This window comes from Thalassotalea sediminis (assembly GCF_030295915.1).
GTDB classification, from domain to species: Bacteria; Pseudomonadota; Gammaproteobacteria; order Enterobacterales; family Alteromonadaceae; genus Thalassotalea_C; species Thalassotalea_C sediminis.
In genome coordinates, this window is sequence record NZ_AP027361.1 from 3,521,171 (window position 1) to 3,542,926 (window position 21,756).

Consider the following 21,756-nt stretch of genomic DNA (forward strand, 5'->3'; position numbering starts at 1 on the left):
TACTTTTAGGAGCTGATTCGCTATGACTGCTTTGCAACAAAATCTAGACTTATCATCATACGGCATTACCGACACAACAGAGGTGGTATACAACCCGTCGTATGAAGTGTTATTTGCAGAAGAAACTAAAGCAGAACTCAGCGGATTTGATAAAGGTGTAGTTACAGAATCAGGTGCTGTAGCGGTTGATACCGGCATTTTTACAGGTCGTTCACCTAAAGACAAATACATTGTTCGTGATGACGTTAGTAAAGATACTGTTTGGTGGTCTGATCAAGGTAAGAATGACAATAAACCAATGAGCCAAGAAACGTGGGATCATTTAAAAGGTTTAGTGACTTCACGGTTATCAGGAAAACGTCTTTTCGTTGTTGATACTTATTGCGGTGCTAATGAAGATACTCGTTTAAAAGTACGTTTTATCACAGAAGTAGCGTGGCAAGCACATTTCGTTAAAAACATGTTCATTAGACCTTCAGAAGATGATCTGAAAGATTACGAGCCTGATTTCGTTGTTATGAATGGTGCAAAAACAACAAACGACAAATGGCAAGAACAAGGATTAAATTCCGAAAATTTTGTTGCTTTCAACTTAACAGAAAAGATGCAACTGATTGGCGGTACATGGTACGGCGGTGAAATGAAAAAAGGCATGTTCTCTATGATGAACTACCTTTTACCTCTTAAAGGTATTGCTTCAATGCACTGTAGTGCCAACGTTGGTAAAGAAGGCGATGTTGCTATTTTCTTTGGTTTATCAGGAACCGGTAAAACAACACTATCAACAGACCCTAAGCGAGAACTAATTGGTGACGATGAGCATGGTTGGGATGATAACGGCGTCTTTAACTTCGAGGGCGGTTGTTACGCAAAAACAATCAATTTAAGTAAAGAAAACGAACCTGATATTTTTAATGCTATCCGCCGCGATGCATTACTCGAAAATGTCACTGTTGATGATAATGGCAAAATTGATTACGACGACAATTCAAAAACTGAGAATACGCGAGTATCTTATCCAATTCATCATATAGAAAATATTGTAAAACCAGTATCACGCGCAGGACACGCTAAAAAAGTGATCTTTTTAACGGCAGATGCTTTTGGTGTTTTACCACCTGTTGCCAAATTAACGCCAGCGCAAACAGAATACTATTTCCTTTCAGGTTTCACCGCTAAACTTGCGGGCACCGAACGTGGTATTACCGAACCAACACCAACGTTTTCAAGTTGTTTCGGTGCTGCATTCTTAAGTCTTCATCCTACAAAATACGCAGAAGTGCTACGTAAAAGAATGCAAGACGTTGGCGCAGAAGCATACTTGGTAAACACTGGTTGGAATGGCACTGGGAAACGTATTTCAATCAAAGCAACGCGCGCAATTATTGATGCCATATTAGATGGCTCAATTGATAATGGTGAAACAGAGGTTCTACCATTATTTAATTTAACGGTACCAACAGGCATTGCTGGCGTAGACGATGGCATACTTGACCCAAGAGATACTTACCAAGATCCATCCGAATGGCACAACAAAGCTGTTGATTTAGCAAATCGATTCATTAACAATTTTGATAAGTTCACCGACACTGAAAACGGTAAATCACTGGTGAAAGCTGGACCATTGCTATAATAGCCTCGCAATAATCACAATAAAAAAGCCGGTATAACCGGCTTTTTTATTGTTGTTTTATCGGCAAAATAACTTTTGCCGATAGGCCACCTTCACCTCTATTTCTCAAAACAATCTTACCGCTATGGGTATCTACAATACGTTTAATAATCGCTAGTCCCAGGCCGCTTCCCTCTGTACCTCGGGCTTTATCTCCCTGCGTAAAAGGCTGAAACAAGCGATCAATATCATCTTCAGGTATTCCTGGCCCAGTATCACAAACCGCTAAGAACACATGTTGATTGGTTTTTTCCATTCCTGATTTTATAAGAATATCACCATCACTATAACGCAATGCATTTTGAATAAGATTAGAAAGTACGCGTTTTATAGCAACATAGCGCACAGGTACCTTTGGAATTTCGCCCGCTTTAAACGTGATAGCTCTATCAACGATTGATTCAGCCTGCACAACTTCGCCAATTAACACATTTAAGTCCGTAGGCTCCATCATGTCTTTACTGTCATGGCGAATATAATCTATAAATTGATCAATGATGGTATTCATATCATCAATATCGCCTTCAATGCCCTCTTTAAGAAATTCATCTTCTTTAGACATCATCTCTGTTGCTAGCCGAATTCGTGTCAGTGGTGTACGTAAATCATGTGAAATACCCGCCATAAGCAAGTTTCGATCTTCCTCTAATTGCTTAATCCCTTTAGACATATGGTTAAAGGCTTGGGTTACCGCAACAATTTCAGTCGTGCCATGTTCATTAAGAGGTTCAGGGAATTCGCCTCTACCAACTTGATGTGCTGCAGATTGCAGAGCCCTTAATGGGCGGTTTAGTTGCCTAACAACAAGCCAGCCCCCCATTACACTCAAACCGCCTAAGATCATGAGTACGATGACTAATGGCGTATAATTCGCTTCTTCTAAGCTATTAAGTGGAATTTTGACCCAGTATTCTGGCGCCTGTGGTGGCCTAACCCAATATAGAAAGTCTTCTTCTTGAGTAAACCTAACTTCGGCAGGTCCACCCAGTAAATTTGACATATTACGTGACGAAATTTCTTTATAAATAGCGCCTCTCAGCCCTTGTTCAAGTGCATCCTCTTCAGTGTAGACGTTGATACCCGTTTCTTGTTGAAAGGCCTTTACCATACTTGCACTTAAAACAGGTTCGTCTACTTCAATAAAAATTACACGAATTTGCTTAGCCAGTAATTGCTCTATTTGATCTGAGTTTGGTTGTAAAATATAAACCATGATTGAACCAAGCGTAATAGCCTGGTTAATAAGTAACAATATACCAATCAATAAAATGGTTTGCCCAAAAGCACTACGTGGCAAAATTCTCATAAAGTACTAAGCTACAGCTTTACCCTCTGGCACAAATACATACCCAAGACCCCAAACAGTTTGTATATATCTCGGTTTTGCTGGATCTTCTTCAAGCATACGACGTAGTCGAGAAACCTGAACATCAATACTACGTTCTAACGCTGAGTAGTCTCTTCCCCTCGCTAAATTCATCAACTTATCTCGTGATAACGGCTCTCTTGGGTGAGTGATCAATGCTTTCAATACAGCAAATTCACCACTGGTCAATGGCATATTGATATCACCTTTGCTCATCTCTCTCGTGGCTAAATTTAATGAATATTCGCCAAACTCAACAATGTTCTCTTCTTGTGAAGGAGCACCAGGCGCTTCGGTTACGCGTCTTCTTAATACTGCTTTAATACGGGCCAATAACTCTCGTGGGTTAAACGGTTTAGGCATATAATCGTCGGCACCAAGTTCTAAACCGATAATTCTATCAACCTCATCTCCTTTGGCTGTAAGCATCACAATTGGAATATCATTGTTATTTTGTCGTAGTCGACGACAGATTGATAACCCATCCTCACCCGGTAGCATCAAATCTAATACTAATAAATGAAAGTTTTCTCGCTCCAATAAGCGATCCATTTGTTCTGCATTTGCAGCACTGCGAACAACAAAACTTTGCTCTACTAAATAACGCTCTAACAAAGCACGTAAACGCATATCGTCATCTACGACTAAAACTTTCGGTGTTTCTTGTCCCATACCCTCACCATTCTTATAATTTTTGACTACGACTACTATAAGCTATTCATTGTAAATATGATAAAGGAAGTATGTGTCAAATCTCCTCGATTTGTTACAAATTATTAAACTTTTTTTTTCAATATAGGCAAAGACTTATTACAAATAGTTCTATGTTATCGTGATTCAAACAGAATTTGCCTATTTGTTAACCCTTCATCATTCAACACAGAACCCTATAACTTATTAAATTGCTTTATTTCATGTCTGTATAACTTTTACAATTTTACCTATCATTAACATGATTAAGTGCTACGTATATAAACGCGTTCGAAAATTTTTGTATTTTTTATCTACGAAAAACGAGGTAGAATAAAAACATGAAAGTTTGGCGATATGTTTTTAGAGCCCCTCGTCGGGTTGTGTCAATCAAACGACGAAAACACACCACGCAATTGAAGCGTCAGCTGGTGCTCGTTAAGTACGCACTTGCGCAAGAAAAAAAAGAAACGCATGAAATGCTCTCTACCTACAAAAGATATACGCGACGCCAAGCTTCTAGCGAAGAAATGAAAATTGCAAACAAGCAATTTTTAGATGTACTTAAAGGGCTAGGGATTGGCGTTTTTGCAGTATTGCCTTTCGCACCATTAACAATTCCCATTGCCATCAAACTTGGGAAATGGGTTGGTGTTGATATTTTACCAAGTTCGTTTAGTGAGCAACAACTGCGCAAACAAACCGTTATTTCAGATAAGAAATCGCTTGATCCGTAACGCAATGGGTAAATGATTTTTGCCTGTCTGCCTTTGATAACTTTGCAATTGCCTGCCTGACTAACTTTTGTTTTACTTTTCTATCTTCCTCAGGCATGCCCTTTAACTGTTCATGAAAGCATCCAATCAAACCAAAATTAAGCGCTGTATCTGAATTAGGCAATTCACCCTTTAAACAATCAGCGAGTTTTAAAGCAAGTTCATTTCTACCCATTTCTGTGACTAATTGTTTAACACTAGGTTGACTCGCATCAATATTACGCGCCTTATTACAACCAAAAAACATATCCGCAACAGCAACTACGGGTAACAGTTCTTCATGCTGCTGCTGAAACTTTTCTTTAAGCCATTTATCATAATCAACCGCTGATTCTTGTGCACAAACAACGAAAGAGATCGCACAACAAAACGAGAAAAGATACATCTTTTGTAATTTCAAATTAAGCTCTCTAACTATCTACTTGATGCCTTAAGTGTACTCTATTTATCATAATATCATTAGTACTTTTCCGGGGTTTCTTAAAAACGTCAGTTGTAATTACTAACTAACTACCATCAGCTTCGTACAACGATTTTTTTCAAAATTGCTTGTAATAATTTCAAAAAAAACCAAATCACAAAATAAAAATCAAATTATTTCAATAAGTTAAAGGTTGGCATATTCATCGCTTGGTAGTGATTGATTTGTTAATTGAGATCAAGGAGAAATGATGAAATATTTATCAAGTGCATTATTAATCGCAACAACATTAACCCTAGCGCCAGTAAATGCTAACGAAAACGAATGGACTAAAGAAGCTAAAGACGCTTGGATTGACGGAAAAGCAGAGGCGGTTCTTTTATTTAATGGCAATTTAGACTCGTTCGATATTAATACGGATGTTCATAAGTCTACCGTAACGTTAACAGGTCAAGTCACGTCCGATGTTGATCGTAAACTTGCAGAGGAATTAGTTTTAGGTGTCGAAGGTGTCTCTGCTGTTGACAACCAATTAACAGTTTTGAAAGAAAAAGACAGTACATCAACAATTTCAAAGCAAACAGATCAAGCAATGAGCACGATGGTTGATACTAAAATTGCTGTGGTATTGAAATCACGTTATCTGCTTGATACGGATATTGATGGTACTAACATTAATGTCGACGTAAATGATGGCCGTGTTTCTTTGACCGGTGAGGTCGGTTCTAAATCCGAAAAAACATTGGTCATTCAAATGGCAAAAAATCTTGATGACGTCGTTTCGGTTTCTGAAGAATTAAGCATTGCAACAGCTTCTTAACAGCAAACGATAAATAATTAGAAAAAGAGCCTTGTTTAATACAAGGCTCTTTTATTGTTCAACATTATAAGTGCAATATGTAAACTATTAATCATCTTCATATTTTTCTAATTTGTTGTACAAGGTTTTCACACTAATATCTAAAAGTTTAGCGGTATCACTTTTATTACCTTGTTGTTGTTCGAGCGTATTTAAAATCGCTTGTTTCTCAACTTCTGCTAATGGAATACCTGTTGGCACAGATAATTCGTTTTCACCGTCCTGCAACGGATCTTCAAGCATGATATGTTCAGCATCAATGACATCAATAGACATAATGTAAGCGCGTTCAATAGTATGCTTTAACTCTCTGACATTCCCTGGCCAATGGTATTGACTAATTTTGTTCATTGCCTCAGTCGATAACTGCTTACCAAACCCTGCACTAGCATTTTTGTATGCTAAAAAATGTTTTGCGAGGCCTTCTATATCCGAAGAACGACTTCTTAATGGGGGTACATGTAATAAAAATTGCGCTAAACGAAAATAAAGATCTTCGCGAAACGTGCCTTGAGCAACAGATTGCGCTAAATCGCGATTGGTTGCTGCGACAATACGAACATCTGCTTTTAGTACCTTGTTACTGCCTACAGGGCTATAATCACCCGTTTCCAATACTCTTAGTAACTGTACTTGCAACTCTTCTGGCATTTCAGTCACTTCATCAAGAAATAACGTACCACCTTTTGCTTCGGTAAAAAAACCTTGCCGAGCATCCACAGCTCCCGTAAATGCGCCTTTAACATGACCAAACAAATCACTTGTTGCTAAGTCTTTTGATAAAGCACCGCAATTAACAGCAACAAATGGGTTTTCTGCACGTTCACTCGCATTATGCACGGTATGAGCGACGAGCTCTTTACCAACGCCACTTTCACCTACTACTAAAATGCTAGTATCAAACGTTGCAACCTTACGTAAACTGCGATAAAGCTTTTTCATTGCTCTAGAAGAACCGTAAAGTAAGCCAAATTGATCTAACTCGCTAGATTCAACTTTTCTAGATGTCTCTGAAGATTGTTTGTGTTCGCAAATAATCTCATCGAGCACATCTGCAAGGTACTCACTGTTAAACGGTGCGCGATAATGATAGGCAGCAGATCTAACAACGGCTTTATCTAAAAGTGGGTTTGGGACTCCCTCACTCAAAAAAATAAAATCTATCTCTGGATAAAATTGATTTTCACGTAACGCATCGAAATGTTGTTGTTCAAACCTATTTACTTCAATTATCGCGAGATCCGGCGATTGATTTAATGAATCAATCCAATTTTCTTGTTCTGATTCAATAACTTTAACGTTTTTCTCTAAAGATAAGTTGGCGATAAGCTGTTGATATTTTACGTTATCAACACTCACTAAGGCCGAAGGATAAGCCATGCGTAATTTCCGTGTATTGTTCTATTGTCAAAGTTACAAAGTAGCCCTGTAAAAAATACCGAGCTTCGTCTGAAAAATATTTCCCATTACATCACAAATGGCTTGATACAAGGGGCTTATAGATTGGCATATAACTTGGTTGTTGTCATGTATTGTCGTTTAAATAGGTAGTTTATCGTGACCAGATATATAGATACACCTCATCAATATGGAGATTTAGCGCTTGTTCAACAAGCGATACAAACATGCCAAGAAGAAATTGAGCAGTGTCTTTCAACGCAATATCAGCTTGTTAATACGAGCCTTTCTGTTGATTTTACAGAGTTACTTGATATTCGACTCAACGCACTGTCTATTTTAAATCATATAATGATGGAACAAAGTCCAAAAATTCGTCAAGACTTTAAGGGAGCCTGCTCGGTGTCAGCCGATGATTATAAAGTAAAGGACGAAAACAATGCCAAACCAGCGCAAGCTATTACACAAATGCTTGAGAGCACTAAGCAAACTATCGAGTTGTTAAACAATATTCGCCGCTATACTAAAGACACGTTGATCAAAGATAATTTGGCAGGTATTAGCAATCAATTATCTCTTTCCTATCAACAATTAAAGCAATGTAAACAATCACTAAAACACAAAGAGGTTAGTAAAACATGATGGTTAGTCCTGTCATAACTGGCAAGATTATTAAATGTGCCGTTTAGCATATTTAAATTCATCAAATTCACTTCAATTTCAGGTATGTTAATAAATGAAAATTAATATTAAAGAACAAGAACGTGAGCGCATGCCGTTAGAGAAAAACTTTGCGCGTATTATTTCACCTTTACAAAACTTCTTGTTAAGTCAATCATCTGCGGGCTTATTGTTACTCATTGCTACATTCATTGCTTTATTAATGGCAAATACTCAGTGGCATGAAACTTATCTCTGGCTAACTGAATATCCAATTGGCTTTATTTGGGGCGATACAACCGTCATGCACTCTAGTGTTGATTGGGTTAATGAAGGCCTTATTGTCTTTTTCTTTTTTTTACTCGGGCTGGAAATTAAATACCAAGTCTTGGCAGGTGAATTGCAAGAAACAAAAAGCTCTATGTTGGCAATTTTTATGGCGTTAGGTGGCATGATTGTCCCTGCTATTGTTTATCTTGCAACGATGGCATTCATGGGAGGTGATCATTGGCAAGGTTGGGGGATCCCCATGGCTACAGATACCGCCTTTGCCATTGGTCTTCTTGTTTTACTTGGCACACGAGTTCCCCCTTCAGTACTCGTACTTATTACGGCACTCGCTATTGTAGATGATATGGGCGCTGTACTTATTATCAGTCTTTTTTATACCGATAGCGTTTCACTATTACAATTGAGCTACGGTGCTTGCACCCTCGCAGTGATGATCCTAGCAAACGTGTTTGGCGTTCGCTGGGTATGGTTTTACTTATTTTCAGGACTCGTACTGTGGTGGTTTGTTTCTCACTCAGGCGTTCATGCAACCACTGCAGGTATCCTTGCGGCACTTACAGTTCCAGCAAAACCTTATGCTGATACCCACTGGTTTGCCAAAAATATGGAACGCTTAGTAAATCACTTTAAGAAAATAGACGATAAGAAAACCACAATATTAGAACAACAAAAGCAACACGATTTAGCTGAAGTTGCCGAAGATATCGCGAAAACAGCGACAACACCAGTACAACGTTGGCAAAGTAAACTAAGCAAGCCCATTAGTCTATTGGTGCTTCCGTTATTTGCGCTCTTAAATGCCGGTGTTGTTTTACCTGACGACGCTCCTTCGATGGCTACTGCAACCGTATTTTGGGCTTCAATGTTGGGGTTGTTTATTGGTAAACCTTTAGGGATCTTCTGTTTTGCCTATGCCGCAATAAAATTTGGCCTTGCTAACAGGCCTAGTGATATGTACTGGCGAGATATCGTTGCAACGGGGTGTTTTGCAGGGATTGGTTTTACCATGTCACTCTTTATCGCCAACCTTGCATTTGTCGGTTCAGAAGCATCACTCGCTCATGCAAAACTAGGTATTTTAGCGGGCTCACTCTTATCTGCTTTAATAGGTTTTGGCTTATTTTACAGTAAACACACAAAGCAATAATGTTTTTCGAATTAAAGACAAATAAACGGTAAGTAATTTTTACCATCGTATTGAAAAATATTACATGCTTTATTCAAAAAATTGGTGCATACGAACACTTTTAAAATACAAGAAGCTGAATATTAAAGATTTTTTACTTATGGCATAGCACCTGCTTTATCAGTATGAATCATTTAACACTGTAAGGAGTTACCTTTATGTCAATTGATATTGGTATTACACATCAATCTCGCCAACAAGTGGCTAATCAATTAAATGCGCTTTTAGCAGATACGTACACTCTATATTTACAAAGTCACAACTTCCATTGGAATGTTACAGGCCCTAAGTTTCGCGAACTGCATTTGATGTTTGAGGAGCACTATGTAGAGCTTGCTGAGGCTGTAGATGAAATAGCTGAACGTATACGTACGCTAGGATTTCCCGCTCCAGGCACTTATAAAGCGTTTGCTTCCTTAACTAATGTTACTGAACCACAAGATACGCCCGATGCTGAGGGTATGTTAACAACGCTATTAACAAACCATGAAACCTTAGTAAAAACCTGTCGACATGCTTTAAGAGAAGCACAAGAAGTCGACGATGAATCCTCTATTGCTTTGATTTCTGATCGAATGCGCGTTCACGAGAAAACAGCGTGGATGCTGCGAGCGATGACACAGCATTAACCCACCAAGCGCTTAAAATCGCGCCATTAACAAATAAAAAGCCAGTCTCGATGTGACTGGCTTTTCTATTAGGCAGATAAAAATATACTAAATAGACATAGGCTTAAAAGGTATGTCTCTATATCGTTTACCAGAAGCAGCAAATACAGCATTACTTAACGCAGGAGCAAAAGGTGCAACTCCTGGTTCACCTAAACCAGTTGATTTATGTGTTGAGTCAACAATATGAACATGTACCACAGGCATTTCATGTATACGTGTCACAGGGTAGTCGTGAAAATTAGAGTTAACAACTGCGCCATCTCTAAATGTAACTTCTGTTCGTAGAGCAAGTCCCATCCCCATAACCACTGCGCCTTCCATTTGCGCGGTTGCTCCATTTACATTTAACACTTGTCCACAATCAATAGCAGAATCCACTTGAAGTACTTTAATATCATCGCCATTAACTTCAACTCTTACTGCCATTGCAACATAGCTATGAAAGCTAAAATGCACCGCTAAACCAATGGCCTGATTTTTAGGTAACTTATCTCGTTCAAACCAACCCGCTTTTTTAGCTGCTAAATTAAGCACATGTCTAGAGCGTGATGCCTGTTCTTGCTGCTCTGGGTTTGCGTTATTGTCATAAAGTTGATTAAGATAAGTTAGTGGATCTTTTCCTGCTAAATGAGCTAACTCATCAGTAAATGTACTGAATGAAAACCCATAAAATATTGCATAAACGGCTCTATACCAGCCAATACGAGTATGCGCTTTAGCTTCGCCACTTTCACTACGGAAGTTTTCAATACCATAAGGATAATTGTCTACGGCATAAAAATCGCCATCTCCTGGGCGCTCTTGTGCAGGATTAAACAAGGTACCTATCGCTGGAAAAGCGACGCGATGCAACCAGCCTGAGATATTACCTTCATCATCTATACCGGCTTCAATATGCTGAGCATTTATTGAGTGATAATATCCTGTTTTAGTGTCTTCTTCTCGTGTCCATGTAAGTTGCACAGGCGCCTTAATTTGCTGAGAAATAGCGGCAGCTTCTTGCACATAGTCACATTTGAATTTACGCCCAAAAGCACCACCAGACATAGTTACATGCACATCAATATCTTTAGCTTCACGCTTTAAATACTGCGCAAGAACTTTCTGAATATCAGCTGGGCTTTGCGTAGCTGCCCATACCTCACAACTATCCTCTTGCACCCAGACAACACTTGCATTCGGCTCCATAGGTGCATGTACTAAATGCCCACCGGTATAAGTTGCTTTTAGTGTTTTTACCGCATTGGCTAATCCAGCTTTTAAATCGCCACGCTCTGTTACCAATTTTGCTGGCGATTCAACATTTTTAACCAATTGTGCTTTATATTGTTTAGTATCATAGTGGGCGTTGTCACCTAAATCCCATTCAACGTTAAGTTTTTTAACGGCTTGTTGAGCTGTCCAGCTATTATCAGCAACAACGGCAACACCACCTATAGAACCATAAGGTATTGGTAAACGATCAATAACAACAACATCACTAACACCTTTGATTGCTTTTGCAGCGCTGTCATCTAATGATTTAAGCTTTCCTCCAAGCACGGGACAATGAACAATAGCGGCATACTTTAAGCCAGGTAACTTTGTATCTACGCCATAAGTTAACTGACCCTTTATGATCTTTTCTATATTCTGGTTTGGAATAAACTTACCAATGTAATTAAAATCTTTTTTCTCTTTAAGTGCAGGCTTTTCTGGTACTGATTGATTAGCAGCCAGGCTAGCGAGTTGACCAAAAGATAACTTTTTACCAGTAGATTTATGCACGACATAATGGTTTTGCGCAGTACAGGTTGCGGGCTCTACGCCCCACACTTTAGCGGCGGCTGCAATGAGCATTAATTTAGCACTCGCGCCAGCTTCTCGCATAGGTGTTAGCATCACGCGAATACTCGCTGACCCCCCTGTTGCCTGTGGACCAAATTTTTCCTCATTACCATCAGCCTGTTTAACGGTAACTCTTTGCCAATCTGCTTCCATCTCATCGGCAACTGCTGCAGGTAATGCGGTATTAATACCTTGGCCCATTTCACAACGCCCACAATAAATCACCACATCTCCATTATCTTGAAGATGAACAAAAGCGTTGGGATTAAATGTTGATTCTTGCGCTGTATTACCTAGCGTTGCAGCTTGTCCAGGCATACTAATACTGATAGCTAAACCGCCTGTAGCAACAGTAGAGGCTTTGAGAAATTTTCGACGACTTACATTTTCAATAGTCATTACGACACCTCCTTAGCCAGTTCATCTGCCGCTTCTGCGATCGCTTTTTTAATGCGTTGGTAGGTACCACAACGACAAATATTTCCTTGCATCGCAGCATCAATTTCTTCAGATGATGGTGTTGGGTTTTGCTGTAAAAAACTGGCAGCATTCATAATTTGACCCGCTTGGCAGTACCCACATTGTGGCACATTATTCTCCACCCAAGCTTTTTGTAATGGATGCTCACCGTTACTTGACAACCCCTCTATTGTCGTAATCTCTTTGCCTGCTAAAGTACCAACGGGTGTAACACAAGCACGAATGGCTACTCCATCAACATGCACTGTACAAGCGCCACATAAGCCTGCACCACAGCCAAATTTTGTTCCGGTTTTTTCGAGTCGATCGCGTAAATACCATAACAACGGCATATTAGTATCAACATCAATTTGATATTTTTCACCATTTATAATTATCATTTTATCCATAATAGCCAACTCTTTTTTGGTTGAAATATGAGCATAAAGAATTAAAACACATAACAGCTTATACATACGACCAATTGTTTATTTTTTGCGGTTAATGGTTAAATGGTCATAAATTGTTACAGGTATAGTTTCGCCCAATAGTGTGCGAACTGTTAATTGCTTGCGAGCAACATCACCTTTAGTCAGTAGCACATGCTATTTATAGTGTGTTAAGGCCTGAATTGCAATGTGGTCTATTAAAGATGTTTGCTTGTGTTTAGCTGAGCAATACTGCATGATTTATCATCATTAATAACGACTTCCTTTATTCGATGCGTAAAATTAGCCTTATTTTTTTATTGCCACTCTACTTGGTGATTAACACTGCTTTTGCTGAACACACATTGGCAAATTTTGAACGTCAAGTAGCGCAGTTAAAAGGAAAAGTTGTACTCATCGACTTTTGGGCCTCATGGTGTATTCCGTGCAAAGATTCATTTCCTTGGTTAAATAATATTCAGTCAAAGTACAAAGCTAAGAATTTTACTGTGCTGAGTGTCAACTTAGATGCTGATAAAAGCAATGCGACTGCCTTTCTAAAATTATTACCCGCGACATTTCCAGTGTTTTATGACCCAAAAGGTAAAGTAGCAAAAGCATTCAAACTTAAAGGCATGCCAAGCAGTATTTTACTTGATCGCGATGGCAAGATTGTGAGTCGTCATGTCGGATTTAACGATATAAAAAAGCAGCAGTATGAAAAAGAAATTATCACGTTATTACAACAAGCGCGCTAATTTAAATCTATCCAATAGTCGTCTTTTAATAATGGTGTTTCATCAGGTAAGAAGCGATTTTCTAATGTAATTACACGTTTGCTCTGCCACTTGTACAATGGAAATACATGTTTCGTCAGCGGATGTTCTCGGATAAAAGTTCTAAAGCTGCCGTCTTCAATTGCTTTGTTCAAACCTAGTGTTAACTGCTCAGCTAACGTGGTGTTTTTATTTGCAACAAAAAAGTATAATGGAAAACGATAGTGCAGCAAAACATCATCTAATACGATAAGCTCGGGATATTTTACTCTAGCTGCCTTTACTTCCTCATACCCTTCAAAAATAGCACGAGGAAAATAGTCACACCGGCCTCGCGCAAGCATTTTAAACATCAAATCAAAGCGACTAATACGCATCACGCTAAAGCCATTATCTTCGAGAATGTCAGAATCACCCCAAACGGCCCCCTGACAAGCCACCATATTTTTAATCTGTTCTTCATTAGCATTAATAAATTTTGCTTTATCTTCTTTACGAATAATTGATACTCGGTAACCTAGCAAACCACCTAGTAAAGGAATACGAATGGGTCTTAACGTGTCTTCTAACTTTTTTGTTGTTCCTGCCCAAGAAAGATCAAGCATACCACTACGTATAAGGTTTAATGTTCGTTCATGGGTATTGTTTTCTTCGTAATAAAGCTCAATATCTGCATGTGGAAATTCCGGACGCGCTTTTTCAATAATGAAAGAGACTAAATCAACAAAATATTGATGACTGGTATTTTCTTCATAAGGGGTATCAATAATAGAAATAGTGTCACAATAAGCGAAAAACGACGTAGCGTATAGAAAAGCAGAACACCCACACTTTTTCAAGCAGTTACGAAACACTCTTATTGACAGCAAAACATAAAACCAAATAAAAAAACAATAATAACGTTTTATCTTATCTAGATTTAAATGTCACCATTAAACTCACTTTATTGTACATTTAAACAATTTAATTACAATTTTCTAACGAGTACCTCCGTATAAACGGCTAACATTAAAAACGCCCCATTAAGGAGCGTTTTTAATTATATCTAACGACATTAAATTACAATAACTTAAGTGCCTTTATACAACGACCAACATTCTGATGACGCGCTTTAACGGTTTTCAATACTTGCGGTTTCATGTCTTTGTATTGCTTAACCAGTTTGGCAAGCTCAGCTTCGCTTTCTGCCGTACATTCACTTGGGATCATGCTACTTGCAAACGCACTCAGTAAACCGAGATCACTGCCTTCATTTAGCGTTGGAATATGCGCTAATATTTTTTCCTTATATGGCGCTTCCAACACAGATTGTTCGGATGGGAATAATCCCCACATGATATAACGTAGCGTCGATAACTTTAAATTTTCTGGATTGTTTATTACAACATCAAACCATTTTTTCTTCACGGCTTCTTCTGGGCGTAAAACTTCAGCATAGATCGCATTTTTCACACCAGTATCAGAGTTATCTTTCGCTTTTTCTGTATCAAGCAAGGCAACGTAGTTACCAAACTGGTAACGATTTAGCTGCGCAAGAATGCCCCAACGCTTATCTTGGTCAATCGTTAAACCTTCATAACCTAATTCGCCTTGTAAGATTGCCAGTAGGTTTTTTAAATGATGATCTGATTTACTAAACGACACATAACGACCATACCACATCTTTTGCAAATCAGATCCCGCTGGCGCTTTTTCTAATAAACGAAGGTATAAATCTTCAACATCTTGATATAAAGAAGAGTAGTCTTTTTTCTCAAGTCTTGTTGCCGTGTTTAAATACTGCATAGCAGTCGATAGGCTAGCCGAGATCTTTCGAATTACATTATAGTCTTGTTCACCTTCGATATTTGCGATCGCAAAATGTACAAATTTATCTGCAGCTAACTTTGCATCGCGCACACTGTCTGCAAGACTTTGCCATAACATTAGTCGCATCGTTGCGTTTTCTACGGCATTAATATGTTTTTCAACGGCAGCTAATGACTGCTCATCTAAATCAACTTTAACAAAGCCCCAGTCAGCCTCATTAGGGTAAACAAGATCTGGACACGATTGACCAATCGCATCCGTGACTTCTGTTGTCGCCCCTTTATAAGTGACAGGAATCGCTTTAGCTAATGACATACTGTCGCCTGATAACGTGTAAAGACCAACTTGAACCCGTTGTTCACGAAGTGTTGGATAATCGTCAGGCGCCGTTTGTACAATTTTCATCGTACTAATTTTGTCAGCCTGACACTGGTAGTTAACTTTAATTGTATTTAAACCTGCGTTATACAACCAATCTTGAGTCCATTGCTCCATATCCATATTAGCGGCTTTACCAAGCTCACCTATAAAATCTTCTAGCTCGGTGTTTTTATACGAGAATTTCTTCAAATAATTGCTCACGCCTATACGGAAGTTTTCTTCACCCAAGTAATAAGGCAGTTGTTTCAACACTGAAGCCCCTTTACCATAGGTAATACCATCGAAATTCGTTAAGGCATCTCCCGTCGACGGTACGGGTAATTCAATAGCATGCGTATTAACGGAGTCATCACTGCGATATGCCCATTGTTTCGTGCCTGAATAAAATACGTCCCAGTTATTTTCAAAATCACTTGCCTCTGCAACTTCCAAGTTAGCCATATATGTTGCAAAACTTTCGTTTAACCACAAGCCATTCCACCAACGCATGGTCACCAAATTACCAAACCACATATGAGCCATTTCATGCGCAATTACATTTGCCAGACTCATTTTCGAACGTGTTGATTTTTCACCACGGGAAATATAGCCCTCGTTAAACGTAACCGCAGCAACATTTTCCATGGCACCAGCATTAAAATCAGGGGCAACGATTTGGTCATATTTTATAAATGGATAACGTACGCCAAAATAATCATTGAAGAATTTAAAACTCTGTTTCGTCGGTGTGAACCATTCCTCTGTTTTGACATATTCAGCTAAACTTTGACGAGCAAATAATCGCAATGGAATATCTTCAAATTGATCTTCCCATACCGCGTAGTTACCGGCGTGAAGAGAAAAGATATATGACGAAAATTTTGCTGACTCAGGAAAGTGCCATATTTTGTTGTCGCCTTTATCTTCTATATTATTTTCTCTTACTGAAGTAATAACTTGCCAATGCGCAGGTGCAGTTACTTGCATTGAATATGTCGCTTTTAAATCTGGCTGATCAAAATGAGGAAATAAACGATTGGCATCATATGGTTCAAAATCTGTATATAAATACACTTCGCCATTTTCCGGATCTACAAATCGATGTAAGCCTGAACCATCGGTAGAATATGGACGTTCATAAGCTACAGTTACAATATTTTCACCTGCTGACAATGCACTTTTAGGTACAGTAATAAACCATTTTTCATAAGTAAACGGGGCTTCTTTTCCATTCACTTTTACTGATGATACCGTACCTTCATCAAAATCAATTGTTAAATCATTTTGATTACCTTTTGCAAGGTCAAAGTTAATCGAAGTAACCCCCGAAAAAGTCTCTGATGTATTGCCAATTGTTATCTCTAATTGGTAACTTACATCACTTACTTGTTGTGCTCGCATTTTTGCATAGTCTTCAAACAAGGATTCACTCTGTTGACGTACAAAAGGTTGCTGAGTTGATTGTTGTACAACGGGTTTTGTTAGTGCCGTGTTTTTTTCACAGCCAGAGATAGCAACAACTGACACTGCAAGGGCAGCAGCTATCGCTTGATTAGATTTAGTAAATTTCATGAGGAAAACTCTTTATTTTATTATTCTTAGATAATGTCGTGACAAAATAACGCAATATTTTGTATACATTCGGTTATACCATAAAGGCACCTAGAATAAGAAAAAAAGATGCAAATTAGCTGTTATTTTTATTTTTTGTTACATTTTAACAGTCATAACTGATAACGTTACTTACCTTGAAAGATAAGACTAATAAGTAGACAATCATAGGTAAATAAGTACAGTAATCGTGCAATAAATGTTAACGCGCAACATGTTCAATATTTATCTTCATCTAAAAGCAGGTTTTCATTTTTATGACAAACACCGTATACCGAAACTTCTCATTACCAGCGTTAGAACAAGAGTATTCACCAAGTAGTTGTGTTCAAGATATTAATAAATACATTGCGCAATATATCGAGCAAAGTGCCAAAAACAAAGATATTGCCCGTAACAACCACGCTATAATAGAAAATATTCAATACGGTAATACCGCAGAAGAAATATTAGATCTTTTTCTTCCTTACAATCTACACTCCGCTGACAGTGAATCAACACATAAAAAGAAGCTACATATTTTTATTCATGGCGGTTATTGGCAAGAACTTAGTAAAGACGAAAGCTGTTTCGCAGCAGCTAACTTTCAACACCATGGTTATCATTTTGCGGCGATTAATTATACACTCGCGCCTAAAGCTTCGTTAACAGAAATACTATCGCAAGTAAGAACTGCTATCGCTTGGTTGTATCAACATGCAGATGAATATGGTTATGACCCTCAAGAAATATATCTTTCGGGGAGCTCTGCTGGCGCCCAATTAGCCATTATGGCAGCAATGACAGATTGGCAAGCAGCGTTTGGTTTTAACAAAAATATCGTTCGTGGTGTGTGCGCCGTAAGTGGTATTTATGATTTAACACCAATTCAATACACTTATATCAATGAGCCATTGCAATTGACCCCAGAAGAGATTAAAAACTTAAGTCCGCTGCTTGCTAATAGAAAATTAACCTATTGTTCCGATACGTCTTTTATTATTGCCTATGGTGAAAATGAAACCCTCGAATTCAAACGTCAATCCAACGACCTATATCATCTAAACTTACTCGGCCGTCACAAGCTTTTAATAGAAAACATCGCGGAAAAAAACCATTTCGATGTAATTCTCGACTTGTCCGATGAAAACAGCACACTCTTTGAAAGTGTGCTAAATCAAATGGAGTCTCGCTTTTAAGCTCGACATGCAGCAAGGAGCTGTTCGGTAAATAAGTTACTCGCTACAATAATTTCTTTACTCGTTCGATGCAGCTCACGTAACGTATTTTTTATCCGCTTTGCTTCTGCACGGCGTATTTTTACGTCGCTAAGACAGCTTTGTGCGACTGTTAACGCAAGTGTATTCACATCTCTAGCCTGTTGAACAACTAAAGGTAGATCATCTAATTTTGGCGCCACCTTAATTAAAGAAACAACCTTATCAAAATTAAAATGCCAAACCCGTAGTTGATCTACAATCGCTTGAAGCGCTGATTTATCACCTTGCTGATACGCCTTGAGCTGCTGTCTCATCTTAATAAGAGCTGTACTCTCTACAGGTAGATAATCGACAAAGCGATTTAATGGCGCATTTTGATGATATTTACCTTGTTGAAATTTGATGTGATGACGGGTGTAATAGTTTGCTGGCTCCAACTGCTCAGCAAGCAGCACTAATGGTGATATATCTGTTTTGCTAAACACTAAAGATTGTAATCCCGAGCGATATTGCTGACGATGTTGCATACCAATCTGAGAGGCAAAATCATCGAGAACAACTAAACGCGTAAACATGTTATCAATATTTTTTTGTGATTTGGCAGACCAAAAACGTTCTGCGATAACAAATAATCGCGGCCATGCTCTTAAATCAACATTATTATCAGTAACTAATTCACTCCACAGCGTTGCTTCGCCACCCAAAATATTACGTGCAGCAATAGGAGAAATATTAGGTAAAAGCTCTACTTGGCTGTAATCAAACGCATCAATAGACGAAATAGATACTGGGTAATACGTATTACCAATAAGTATACGCCCCTCTTGCTTATCTTCGGTCAGTAAAAACTCACCCCGTGTTGGTCCCATCCAACTATCTATAGAGAAATTAACTTCACCTGTTTGCAATACGAGATGCCTATCAAGCGTGGCTTTTTTAAAGTGATTGTTATTTAATTTTACATAGGCATGTAACACATAGTCATTTTTCATAACCATTGCTAACGTACCTTTGACTGCACTACCTTTAAGTCGTGGCATCTCAAATTGATAAGCGACAACTTGTTGATCCTCAGCCGGCTGAACTGCACTGCGGGGGCGTTGCTGCAACAACTCGTTTCTATAATGGTAAGCACTGCTTTGTGGTTGATCAATATAGAAGCCCGTTGATAGTAATCCTTGATAACCATTTACAGCAATTTTTGAAAGACTCTCCATACCACGCCATGACTGCACCATTATATTTTGTGGCAAATCTTGATGAAAAACTTCATCCCACCCCATCATTTTACGGTTATGGCTAGCGAGTATTGCTTCTACCTTTTGATTAAAAAATACTTGAATTGCTTGCGCATCTTTTAAGTCATTTTCTTGCATAAAGGTTTGAATATGAAGACTGTTATTCCATTGTTCAGGGTCAACTTCATCACCACCAATATGTAAGTATTGATCTGGAAAAAGCTCCGTTAACTCTTTTACTACGCTATCAATAAAGATATAAACTTCTAGATTACTAGGATCTAATAATGGTTCAAATACTCCCCAACCATCTTCCATTTGGTAATCTTTTTGTTCGCTCATCAAGTGTGGGTAAGCCACCGCAATGGCAGATGCGTGCCCAGGCACGTCAAATTCGGGTACAACACGAATACCGAGTGAGCTTGCGTATTTTACCACGTCACGAATTTCTGCTTTTGTATAGAACTGACCATCAGACGCAAGTTGATGCAATTTAGGGTAACTATCCAATGCAATTCGCCAACCTTGGTCATCAGTTAAATGCCAATGAAAGACATTAAGTTTCGCAGCTGCCATACCTCTTAGTTGGCGTTTGACCGTGTCAATAGACATAAAATGACGCACGCTATCAAGCATAAAGCCTCGCCAAGGAAATCTTGGCGCATCCTTAATGCTAACAGCAGAAAGACTTTGTTCATTTTTTGCCTGATATAACAGTTGAGACAATGTTGCGGCCCCATGTAAGGCACCAAAATCAGTTGCAGCTGTTATGGTAATTTGCTGCTTACGAATATCCAGTTGGTAGCCTTCATCTGTACCCAAAGCCGGCATTTGATAATCGAGTGTCTTTCCATTATTCACAATAAAAACAATGGATAGCACGTTATCGTCAACCGCGCTAATTTGCCAACCCATCGCCTTTACTTGTGAAGTTAGCAGAGTACGCAATGCACCCGAACGCTGTTGACTCATGCCTTCTATTGTAATGGAAAGTTTTTCAGGAACTGCCAACTGCTGTTCATTGAATTTAACCGATTGCGGATAAGGCATTATGTTAAGTGATGTTGTTTTTGCCCAAACTTGATGAGCGAACAAAAGTATTGTTGCTAAAAAAAAGTTAGCAAGTATTCGGTTTATCATTAATTTGTACCTTCTACTTCAAAAAGATCAGCCATTTGATTACGGTCGATAATTGCACCTGAATGCTGAATAACTTGCCCTGCAACACGATGACCAAATTTAGCGGATGTTTCTATACTTTGATTCATTAACCTTCTTGATAAGTAACCCGCTGCAAATGCATCGCCGGCCGCACAAGTATCCACTATGTTTTCTACCTTTTCACTGCTGATCTCATACTGTTTACCTTCGCTATCAAGCACCAAACACGGCGCTTTACCACGCTTTATTATCGTTTCTAGCGTTTTATAGTATTTAGCGCGTTCTATAATGCCGGTCAATGAATCATCTTGATATATCGCATATTCATCTTCATCCGTTAAAAACGCAATATCGGCGAGCGCCATCGCTGATTGATAACTCGATAAAACCTGATGTTTATTCCATAAAACTGGTCGATAATTATTATCAAAAATTACTTTACCGCCATTTGCTTTAAAGTCAGCCAACGCAGTAAACAACCAGTCGCGATCTTCTCGCGAAATTATCGCTAAACTGATACCACTTAAATAAAAATAATCACCTGCACAGCCATTCATAAACCGAGTTAACGCACTAGGCGCTGAACTCAGATAAAAACGCGCAGCGCTATTATCTCTTTGATACTTAAACGAACGCTCTCCATGTCTATTGGTTGCTATACGGTAACGTCCAGGTTGACGATCAACAAGCTGGGTTACAAACTTTGTATCTATCCCTTCTTTCTTCCAAGCCGCAAGTAAAAGGTTGCTATCTAAATCAATACCAACAGATGTCGCAAAAGCAACATTCAATTGATGGTTATTAGTTAGCCTAGCCAAATATAAAGCAGTATTGAGTGTATCACCGCCAAACCGAAACAATCCATCTTCATGATCTTCGACCATGCACTCACCAAAAA

Annotated in this window: 18 protein-coding genes; 8 read left to right on the forward strand and 10 right to left on the reverse strand. The window is 38.7% G+C overall.

The genetic code is table 11. From position 1 onward, the window contains the following. The first annotated feature begins 22 nt into the window (after positions 1-22). The gene (pckA, locus tag QUE09_RS16010; RefSeq protein ID WP_286233875.1) at positions 23-1,633 is read left to right on the forward strand and encodes a phosphoenolpyruvate carboxykinase (ATP); all 1,611 of its coding nucleotides are present in this window, start codon (positions 23-25) and stop codon (positions 1,631-1,633) included. 46 nt (positions 1,634-1,679) lie between these two features. Here pckA and envZ read toward each other — a convergent pair whose 3' ends face one another. Both envZ and ompR read right to left on the reverse strand, forming a co-directional pair. Next, positions 1,680-2,978 (reverse strand): two-component system sensor histidine kinase EnvZ, encoded by a 1,299-nt coding sequence (gene envZ / locus QUE09_RS16015; protein ID WP_286233876.1) that lies wholly within the window; start codon positions 2,976-2,978, stop codon positions 1,680-1,682. Between the two features lie 6 nt (positions 2,979-2,984). Next, positions 2,985-3,710 carry an osmolarity response regulator transcription factor OmpR gene (gene ompR / locus QUE09_RS16020; RefSeq protein WP_286233877.1) on the reverse strand — a complete coding sequence of 242 codons (726 nt, stop codon included), beginning with the start codon at positions 3,708-3,710 and terminating at the stop codon, positions 2,985-2,987. A gap of 359 nt (positions 3,711-4,069) precedes the next feature. Here ompR and QUE09_RS16025 point away from each other — a divergent pair, with 359 nt between their 5' ends. Beyond that, complete coding sequence (locus QUE09_RS16025) at positions 4,070-4,465, forward strand: hypothetical protein (RefSeq protein WP_286233878.1); 396 nt, start codon at positions 4,070-4,072, stop codon at positions 4,463-4,465. Here QUE09_RS16025 and QUE09_RS16030 read toward each other — a convergent pair. Next, a complete protein-coding gene (locus QUE09_RS16030) occupies positions 4,434-4,904 on the reverse strand; it encodes a hypothetical protein (RefSeq protein ID WP_286233879.1) in 471 nt (156 codons plus the stop codon). The genes QUE09_RS16025 and QUE09_RS16030 overlap by 32 nt on opposite strands. Before the next feature lie 268 nt (positions 4,905-5,172). On the opposite strand from QUE09_RS16030, the gene QUE09_RS16035 reads away from it, so the two are divergent. Then, positions 5,173-5,745 (forward strand): BON domain-containing protein, encoded by a 573-nt coding sequence (locus QUE09_RS16035; protein ID WP_434017227.1) that lies wholly within the window; start codon positions 5,173-5,175, stop codon positions 5,743-5,745. An 87-nt stretch (positions 5,746-5,832) separates the two neighbouring features. Here QUE09_RS16035 and QUE09_RS16040 read toward each other — a convergent pair whose 3' ends face one another. After that, positions 5,833-7,164 carry a sigma-54 interaction domain-containing protein gene (locus QUE09_RS16040; protein WP_286233880.1) on the reverse strand — a complete coding sequence of 444 codons (1,332 nt, stop codon included), beginning with the start codon at positions 7,162-7,164 and terminating at the stop codon, positions 5,833-5,835. A gap of 177 nt (positions 7,165-7,341) precedes the next feature. Here QUE09_RS16040 and QUE09_RS16045 point away from each other — a divergent pair, with 177 nt between their 5' ends. The 3 genes from QUE09_RS16045 (at position 7,342) to QUE09_RS16055 (ending at position 9,948) form a co-directional block, all read left to right on the forward strand. Further along, the gene (locus tag QUE09_RS16045) at positions 7,342-7,824 is read left to right on the forward strand and encodes a hypothetical protein (RefSeq protein WP_286233881.1); all 483 of its coding nucleotides are present in this window, start codon (positions 7,342-7,344) and stop codon (positions 7,822-7,824) included. Between the two features lie 94 nt (positions 7,825-7,918). Next, on the forward strand, positions 7,919-9,280 hold the full coding sequence (gene nhaA / locus QUE09_RS16050; protein ID WP_286233882.1) for a Na+/H+ antiporter NhaA: 1,362 nt from the start codon (positions 7,919-7,921) through the stop codon (positions 9,278-9,280). 197 nt (positions 9,281-9,477) lie between these two features. Beyond that, the gene (locus tag QUE09_RS16055) at positions 9,478-9,948 is read left to right on the forward strand and encodes a Dps family protein (protein ID WP_286233883.1); all 471 of its coding nucleotides are present in this window, start codon (positions 9,478-9,480) and stop codon (positions 9,946-9,948) included. A gap of 87 nt (positions 9,949-10,035) precedes the next feature. On the opposite strand, the gene QUE09_RS16060 is transcribed toward QUE09_RS16055, so the two are convergent. Further along, positions 10,036-12,216, reverse strand: a complete 2,181-nt coding sequence (locus tag QUE09_RS16060) for a xanthine dehydrogenase family protein molybdopterin-binding subunit (RefSeq protein WP_286233884.1) — start codon at positions 12,214-12,216, stop codon at positions 10,036-10,038. Then, positions 12,216-12,686: a (2Fe-2S)-binding protein gene (locus tag QUE09_RS16065; RefSeq protein WP_434017229.1), complete on the reverse strand. Its 471-nt coding sequence runs from the start codon at positions 12,684-12,686 to the stop codon at positions 12,216-12,218. Before QUE09_RS16065 ends, QUE09_RS16060 begins: the two co-directional genes overlap by 1 nt. 311 nt (positions 12,687-12,997) lie before the next feature. Here QUE09_RS16065 and QUE09_RS16070 point away from each other — a divergent pair, with 311 nt between their 5' ends. Continuing rightward, positions 12,998-13,462, forward strand: a complete 465-nt coding sequence (locus QUE09_RS16070; RefSeq protein ID WP_286233885.1) for a TlpA family protein disulfide reductase — start codon at positions 12,998-13,000, stop codon at positions 13,460-13,462. On the opposite strand, the gene QUE09_RS16075 is transcribed toward QUE09_RS16070, so the two are convergent. Both QUE09_RS16075 and pepN read right to left on the reverse strand, forming a co-directional pair. Beyond that, a complete protein-coding gene (locus QUE09_RS16075; protein ID WP_286233886.1) occupies positions 13,459-14,319 on the reverse strand; it encodes a hypothetical protein in 861 nt (286 codons plus the stop codon). The genes QUE09_RS16070 and QUE09_RS16075 overlap by 4 nt on opposite strands. 220 nt (positions 14,320-14,539) lie before the next feature. Then, entirely contained in the window at positions 14,540-17,221 is a 2,682-nt protein-coding gene (gene pepN, locus QUE09_RS16080; protein ID WP_286233887.1) for an aminopeptidase N, read from the reverse strand. Between the two features lie 296 nt (positions 17,222-17,517). Here pepN and QUE09_RS16085 point away from each other — a divergent pair, with 296 nt between their 5' ends. Beyond that, positions 17,518-18,438, forward strand: coding sequence for an alpha/beta hydrolase (locus tag QUE09_RS16085; RefSeq protein ID WP_286233888.1), 921 nt, complete (start codon positions 17,518-17,520; stop codon positions 18,436-18,438). On the opposite strand, the gene QUE09_RS16090 is transcribed toward QUE09_RS16085, so the two are convergent. Together QUE09_RS16090 and QUE09_RS16095 are read right to left on the reverse strand one after the other, a co-directional pair. Beyond that, positions 18,435-20,837 (reverse strand): beta-N-acetylhexosaminidase, encoded by a 2,403-nt coding sequence (locus tag QUE09_RS16090; protein ID WP_286233889.1) that lies wholly within the window; start codon positions 20,835-20,837, stop codon positions 18,435-18,437. The genes QUE09_RS16085 and QUE09_RS16090 overlap by 4 nt on opposite strands. Continuing rightward, positions 20,837-21,742, reverse strand: a complete 906-nt coding sequence (locus tag QUE09_RS16095; RefSeq protein ID WP_286233890.1) for a sugar kinase — start codon at positions 21,740-21,742, stop codon at positions 20,837-20,839. The genes QUE09_RS16090 and QUE09_RS16095 overlap by 1 nt, the downstream gene beginning before the upstream one ends. Positions 21,743-21,756 lie beyond the last annotated feature (14 nt).